The sequence below is a fragment of the Nonomuraea sp. CX421 genome (assembly GCF_059358955.1).
In genome coordinates this window covers 1-6436 of record NZ_JCADBK010000049.1, presented here as the reverse complement: position 1 = coordinate 6436, position 6436 = coordinate 1, and the positions used below count along the sequence as shown (strand labels likewise).

4 protein-coding genes are annotated in these 6436 nt (G+C 73.8%); 2 read left to right on the top strand and 2 right to left on the bottom strand.

Features of this window, described 5'->3' with window-relative positions:
* Both AC5L3X_RS39025 and AC5L3X_RS39020 read right to left on the bottom strand, forming a co-directional pair.
* A partial coding sequence (locus AC5L3X_RS39025) for an AAA family ATPase (protein ID WP_494863818.1) occupies window positions 1–1288 on the bottom strand: 1288 nt, incomplete at its 3' end.
* Window positions 1289–1332: 44 nt separating this feature from the next.
* Window positions 1333–2604 (bottom strand): FAD-binding oxidoreductase, encoded by a 1272-nt coding sequence (locus tag AC5L3X_RS39020; RefSeq protein WP_494863816.1) that lies wholly within the window; start codon window positions 2602–2604, stop codon window positions 1333–1335.
* Between the two features lie 54 nt (window positions 2605–2658).
* Between AC5L3X_RS39020 and AC5L3X_RS39015 the strand changes: the two genes are divergently transcribed.
* A complete protein-coding gene (locus AC5L3X_RS39015) occupies window positions 2659–5928 on the top strand; it encodes an ATP-binding protein (protein WP_494863814.1) in 3270 nt (1089 codons plus the stop codon).
* A 94-nt stretch (window positions 5929–6022) separates the two neighbouring features.
* Entirely contained in the window at window positions 6023–6328 is a 306-nt protein-coding gene (locus AC5L3X_RS39010) for an antibiotic biosynthesis monooxygenase family protein (protein ID WP_494863812.1), read from the top strand.
* Window positions 6329–6436 lie beyond the last annotated feature (108 nt).

Sequence of the window (6436 nt, the reverse complement as noted above, 5' to 3'; positions counted from 1 at the left end):
GGCCTCCGCCGTTGACCAGGCGGTGCAGGAATGCCATGAGGATGATCTGGCAGGCGGCTTCGTGGTAGCCCTCCTGCCGGATGAGGACCTCGCCGTGCTCGCGCCAGAACACGACGAACTCCTCCAGCAGACGCCCCAGGTCGAACCGGCCGTCGGGCAGCACGAAACTGCGCGGATCGGCCTTGACGAACCGCTCCGTGCGATCGCCCAGGACCCGCAGCACAACCTCTCGATAGATGGGGTTGGCGATCTCCAGGTCCCTGGTTCCCCGGATGAGGCCCAGATCATGAACGTAGGAGACGTCATCGTCGAAAGAAGTGTCCGTGCCTGGCCATGTTCCCGCCACGATCGGTTCGATCACCCGTTCCACCCGTGGCTCGTGCAGCCGCGTCACGAGGGCGTCCAGATGGGTGGCGCGCGCGCGGATCAACCGTTCCTTCGCCTCGTCCACCTGTCCTGCGGTGATGGCGCCGGCCACCTCCATCTTGAAGGTGATCTCATGGGCGATGGCGTTGACCAGCCACGGCTGTCCCTGCGTCAGCTCGAAGACGCGGTCCACCGCGTCCTTGGTGAACTCCTGGCCGAACGCCTGGGTGTGCTGGTCGTAGAGCTCGGCGATCTGGTCGGCGGTGAAGTCGCCCAGGCGCAGCGACTCGGCGATGATGTTGAACGGACTGATCGGGTTGGACCGGTCGGGTTCGCCGCCCGAGGCGACCTCGTAGTCACGCACGTCGCGCAACCCGCACAGCACCACGGACGAGGGGAACGGATGGCCTTGCGGCCGTGCGTTGTGACCCGCGCGGAGCTGGCTGAGGACGCTGATCATGCTATTGCCCTGCAGGCCGTCGATCTCGTCGAAGAACAGCACCACCCGGCGTGGGCAGTGACGGCACCACTCCCTGAGAGCCGCGCCGAACCGGGCGCCTGGAGGTGCCTGCGGCCAGGGATCCGGTGGGAGCAGCTCGTCCGGCCATCCCGACCGCGAGGCGGCCTCGCGGAGGGAATCCAGCAGAAGTGACTCCGCGGCGGCGTAGTCGTCGCCGGCCGCCTTGGCACGCTCGCACGAGAACAGCAGAGCGGCGGTGTCACCCTCGGCGGTGAGCTCGGACGCCAGCGTGCCCAGCGCCGTCGTTTTGCCGGTCTGCCGGGGCGCGTGCAGCACGAAGTAACGATCCATGTCGATGAGCACCCGTGCCTGCGGGATCCGTGGTGTGGGGGGCAGCATGTAGTGCCGCTGCGGGTCACACGGGCCGGTGGTGTTGAAATATCTCGCTCGGGGTGGGCGCATGGTCACATAATGTCATCGCCCGCTGTGCACGCGTGCCGGGCCTGTCAGGCGTCCACCGGGAAGTTCGCCCGGATCACGCCGTGCGGGTCGCGGGCGCGCTTGAGGTCCCGCAGCCGCGCCAGCGCGTCACCGGAGAACGCGGACGCCGCCCGCTCCCCGGCCGTCAGCATGCTGTACGGCTTGCGCCCGCTGGCGTACGGCACCAGAGCGGTCCCGAGGCCGGCGATGCGCTCGGCCGTGGCCTCCGACGGCATCCCGAACAGGTAGGCGGAGTACGGCTCGGCCAGGGGCTCCGCCGCGCCGCCGCCCGCCGCCGGCCGGGCCAGCGCCCCGCCCAGGTGCCGGATCTGCACGCTGATCAGGGGATCCATCGGCTCCCCGAACAGCACGTCGTCCGGGAGTTCGGTGAGCAGCTCGCACCGGGCCATCCCCGGGCTCGGGTCGCTGGGCTCGTCGCAGATCGACCCCAGCGCCGCCACCGGCAGCGGCCCCCGGCTGTCGCCCATGATGCCGTCGATCTTCTCGAAGCGGGTCAGCAGGCCACCCGGGTGCTCGCCCAGGTAGGTGACGTCGAGCGCGACGAGGCCCGGGCCGCCGGGAATCTGCAGCAGGACGTACCAGAGCGTCAGCTCGTCCGGCGCCTCGGCGGTGACCTCCTTGAACGCCTCGAACACCGCGGCCGCCCGGTCGGCCGGCCACATCATCCGCCCGCCGTACAGGAAGGGCGCCGGGTGCAGGTCGAACTCCAGCGCGGTGACCACGGCGAAGCTGCCGCCGCCACCCCGCAGCGCCCAGAACAGCTCGGGGTCGGACCCGGCGGTCACCCGCACCTGGGCGCCGTCGGCGTCCACCGCCTCATACGCCCGCACGCTGTCCGAGGCCCAGCCGTGCCTGCGGCTGAACCAGCTCAGGCCGCCGCCGAGCGTGTAGCCGGTCACGCTCACCACCGGCGAGCTGCCCGCCAGGCCGGTCAGCCCCAGCGGGCCGGCCGCGGCCAGCACCTCACCCCACTGCACGCCCGCCCCCACCCGGGCCACACCGTCCGAGATCTCCACCCCGCCGAGCCGCTTCGTGCGCAGCAGGATGGCGCCCTCCGTGTCACCCGAGGCGCCATGACCGCTCGCCTGGGCGGTCACCGCGAGCCCGTGCAACCGCGCGTGGCTCACCACGGCCGACACGTCGTCGGCGTCCTCCGCGTCCACCACCGCCAGCACCGGCTGGTCCACCGAGAGGTGCCACGGCGTGCGCGCCTCGTCGAAACCCTCGTCGCCCTGGACGAGCACCCTGCCCTTGACCATGTTCTTGAGTGCGTTCATGCGCCCAGCATGCGATGCGGCCCTTGGGCGAGACTTGGGGTTGACTTGGGATTCGTGGAGATCCGACTGTTCGGCCCGGTCGAGGCCGACGACGCGGCCGGTCGGCCGCTCGACCTCGGCACGCGCAAGCAGCGCGCCTGCCTGGCCATGCTGGCGCTCGAACCCGGCCGGATCGTGCCGCTCGACCGGCTCATCGAGGAGCTCTGGGCGGGCGTGGCGCCGGCCAAGGCCACGGCGACCCTCCAGGCGTACATCTCGCATCTGCGCCGGGCGCTGGAGCCGGACCGCAGGCCGCGCACCCCGCCGCGGTTGCTGCTCACCCGGGAGCCCGGCTACCTGCTCGACGTCACGCCTGCCCAGACCGATGTCGGGCGCTTCACGGCGTGGGCCGAGGACGGGCGGCGTCTGGTGCGCGGCGGGCGGTTCGCCTCGGCCCGCGACGTGCTGGACCGGGCGCTGGAGCTGTGGCGCGGGGAGCCCCTGGCGGAGTTCCCCGGCCTGGCGCCCGCCCGGCTGCGGGAGCTGCGGCTGCAGGCGGAGGAGGACCTGCTGGAGGCCCGGCTGGCGCTCGGTGAGGCGAGCGTGACGGACCTGGAGGCGCTGGCCGACGCCAACCCCTACCGCGAGCGGGCCTGGGGCCTGCTGGTGCTCGGGCTCTACCGGGCCGGCCGGCAGGCCGACGCGCTGGGTGCGCTGCGCCGGGTGCGCTCCCTGCTGTCGACGGAGCTGGGCATCGAGCCGGGGCCGGAGCTGAAACGGCTGGAGCGCGCCGTCTTCGACCAGTCACCCACCCTGGACGCCCCGAGCCCGTTCGCGGCAGGAATCGGCCAGGACACCCCGGACACCCCGGGCATCCTGGATGCGGGTGCCGAAGCGACCGGTGTTCCGGGCGGGCGCGCGGGAGCGGCCGGAGCTCCTCCCGGCCGGTCGGGCGGCGAAGCGGCCGGCTCTCCGCTGGGCCCGTCAGGCACGGCGAACACCCCCTGCACCCGGCTGATCGGGCGGGAGGCGGAGCTACAGCTGGTCGGGGAACTGCTGGCGGCGGCGCGCCGGGGCACGGGCGGACTGCTGCTCGTCACCGGCGAGGCGGGCATCGGCAAGACGAGCCTGGCCAGGGCGGCGGCCGACGAGGCGGAGGCGCGGGGGTTCGAGGTGGCGTGGGGCCGCTGCCTGGACGGCGGGCCCACGCCGGCGTTGTGGCCGTGGACCCAGGCCGGCCTGGTCCCGGCCCAGCCGCAGGCCGAGCTGTTCGACCTCTACGACGGTGTGCTCGCGCGGCTGCGCGGGGCCCCGCTCCTGCTGGTGCTGGAGGACCTGCACTGGGCCGACGTCTCCTCGTTGCGGCTGCTCGGCCACGTCGCGGGCGAGCTGCCGCGCACCTCGACGCTGGTCGTCGCCACCGTCCGCCCCGAGCCGGGGGAGCACCCCGGCCAGCTCCGCGAGACGCTGGCCGCGCTGTCGCGGGAGAGCCCGCGCGTCTCGCCGGCGCCCTTCGACGCCGCGCAGGTGCGCGACTACCTGCGGCTGCGGCAGGTGGACGCCGATCCCGAGGTGATGCTGGACCGGTCCGGTGGCAACCCGTTCTACCTGACCGAGCTGCTCCGGCTGCCCGCGAGCGAGCGCGACCTGGTCCCGCCCGGCGCCCGCGACGTCATCGACCGGCGGCTCGCCCGGCTGCCCGAGACGACGAGGGACCTGCTCGGCGCCGCGGCCACGGCCGGCCGCGAGGTGCCGCTCGACCTCCTGGCGGCCATGGCCGGGCGGCCGGTCGAGGACGTCATGACGCATCTCGAACCCGCGCTCGCCGCCGGCCTGCTCCAGGAGGCGGCCGGTTACCGCTTCTCCCACGCCCTGGTACGCCAGGCGCTCGACACCGGCCTCACCCGGCTGGACCGGGCCCGGCTGCACCTGCGGGCGGGCGACTACCTGGAGGCGGTGCCCGGCACCGACCCCGCTCTGCTCGCCGGCCACTTCGCCGCGGCGGCGACGCTCGGCGCGGGCGACCGGGTGGTCCGCCACGCCACCGCCGCCGCCCGGCAGGCCGCCGCGCGCCATGGCTACACCGAGGCCGTGGCGCTCTGGGAGCTCGCGCTCGGCCACCTCCCGCCGGGCGACTCGGCGGCCCGGTGCCGCGTGCTCACCGAGCTCGGCCAGGCTCGCCGGGCCGTGGGCGACGCGGGCGGCGCGCTCCGCGACCTGGACGAGGCGATCGCGCGGGCCAGGCGGCTCGGCGACCGGGAGGCGCTGGTGGCGGCCGTGTCGGTGTCGGGCAGCCTGTCGGTGTGGAACTGGCGTCCCTACGGCACCGTTGACGACGAGCTGGTCTCCACCCTGGAGGATCTGCTGGTCACGCCGCTCGACGAGGAGTCGAGGGCGACTCTGCTCGGCACCCTCGGCGCCGAGCTGCACTACGGGCCACGGCGCGCCGAGGGGGAGCGGTTCGCGCTGGAGGCGGTGCAGATCGCCCGCCGGCTGGCCGATCCCGCGCTGCTGGCCCGTACCCTCAACAACTACCTGATCGCCGGCTTCGTTCTCGGCCGCAACCCCTCCCGACTGCGTGCCGCCGAGGAGATGCTGGCCATCCCCGGCCTGCCCCGTGAGGCGCGGCTGGTGGCGGGCGTGATCCGGATGTCCTGCCTGCTGCGGGCGGGCGAGCTGGCCGAGTGGGAGCGCGAGCTGGCCCGCTGCGAGCACCTGCTCGAACGGATCCGCCGCCCCGAGCCCGAGGCGATGGTGCGCATCGCCGAGACGGGCGGCCACACCCTGCACGGTCGCTGGTCCGAGGCCGAGGCGCTGCTCGGCAGCCACCCCGACCTGAGATACGGAGCCAGCCTGTGGGGGCAGGAGGCGCGACGGCTGGCCGTCCTCTACACGTGCAGGCGTGGTCAGGGCCGGGTGGCCGAGGTGCTGGACGAGCTCGTCGCGGCGGCCGGCCGCCGCGACCTGACGCCCGTCCGGCCGCTGGCCGTGCTGGCCGCCCTCGACGTGGGCGAGGAGGACCTGGCGGCCGACCTGGCCGCCCGCTGGGGCGGCGATCTGCGGGACGACTGGGCGGGAGACTTCCTGTTCCCCGTCTGGGGCCTGGTGGCGGCCCGTCTCGGCACCCCCGATCCGGGCGCGCTCTACGACCGGCTGCTGCCGGTGGCCGGGCAGCTGATCGTCATGGGCATGGGCAGCGTCGCCTGGGGCTCCGTTCACGACGTCCTGTCCCGGCTGGCCGCACGCCTCGGCCGCGAGGAGGAGGCGGCCGCCCATGCCCAGGCCGCCGCTGACACCCACCGCCGTCTCGGCCTGCCCCCGCCCGGCGGCGCCTCCACACGCTGAGACCCCTCTATGATGCCGACGCGGTGTTGGTATCATTCCGACATGGCGTTCGGGAACTGGGTCGCGGCGCTTCACGGAGAAGGGACCACTCCTCATGCACATGATCATGAACCGCATCGACGTCCCCGCGGAGGACGCCCAGGCCTTCGAGGCCACCTTCATGGAGAGCATGCGCGCCACCCTCGGCGGCGTGCCCGGCCTGCGCCGCAGCTCGCTCCTGCGCCCCACGGAGGAGGGGCAGCCCTACGTGTCCACGATGGAGTTCGACTCCCGCGCGGACTTCGTCGCCTGGCTGCGCTCCGACTCGTTCAAGGCCGCCCACTCCGATCGGGAGGCGCCCGGCATGGACACCTCCTCCGCCATCGAGCAGTACGAGGAGATCGGCGTGATCGCCGGCTAGGGGGCAGCCGCCCTGGCCCGGTTCCCGCAGGCGTGCCTGCGCGGCGACCGGCTGTCCGCCCTGGAGCAGGACGGCCTCGACGAGGCCGAGGCGATCAGGAACGAGCTG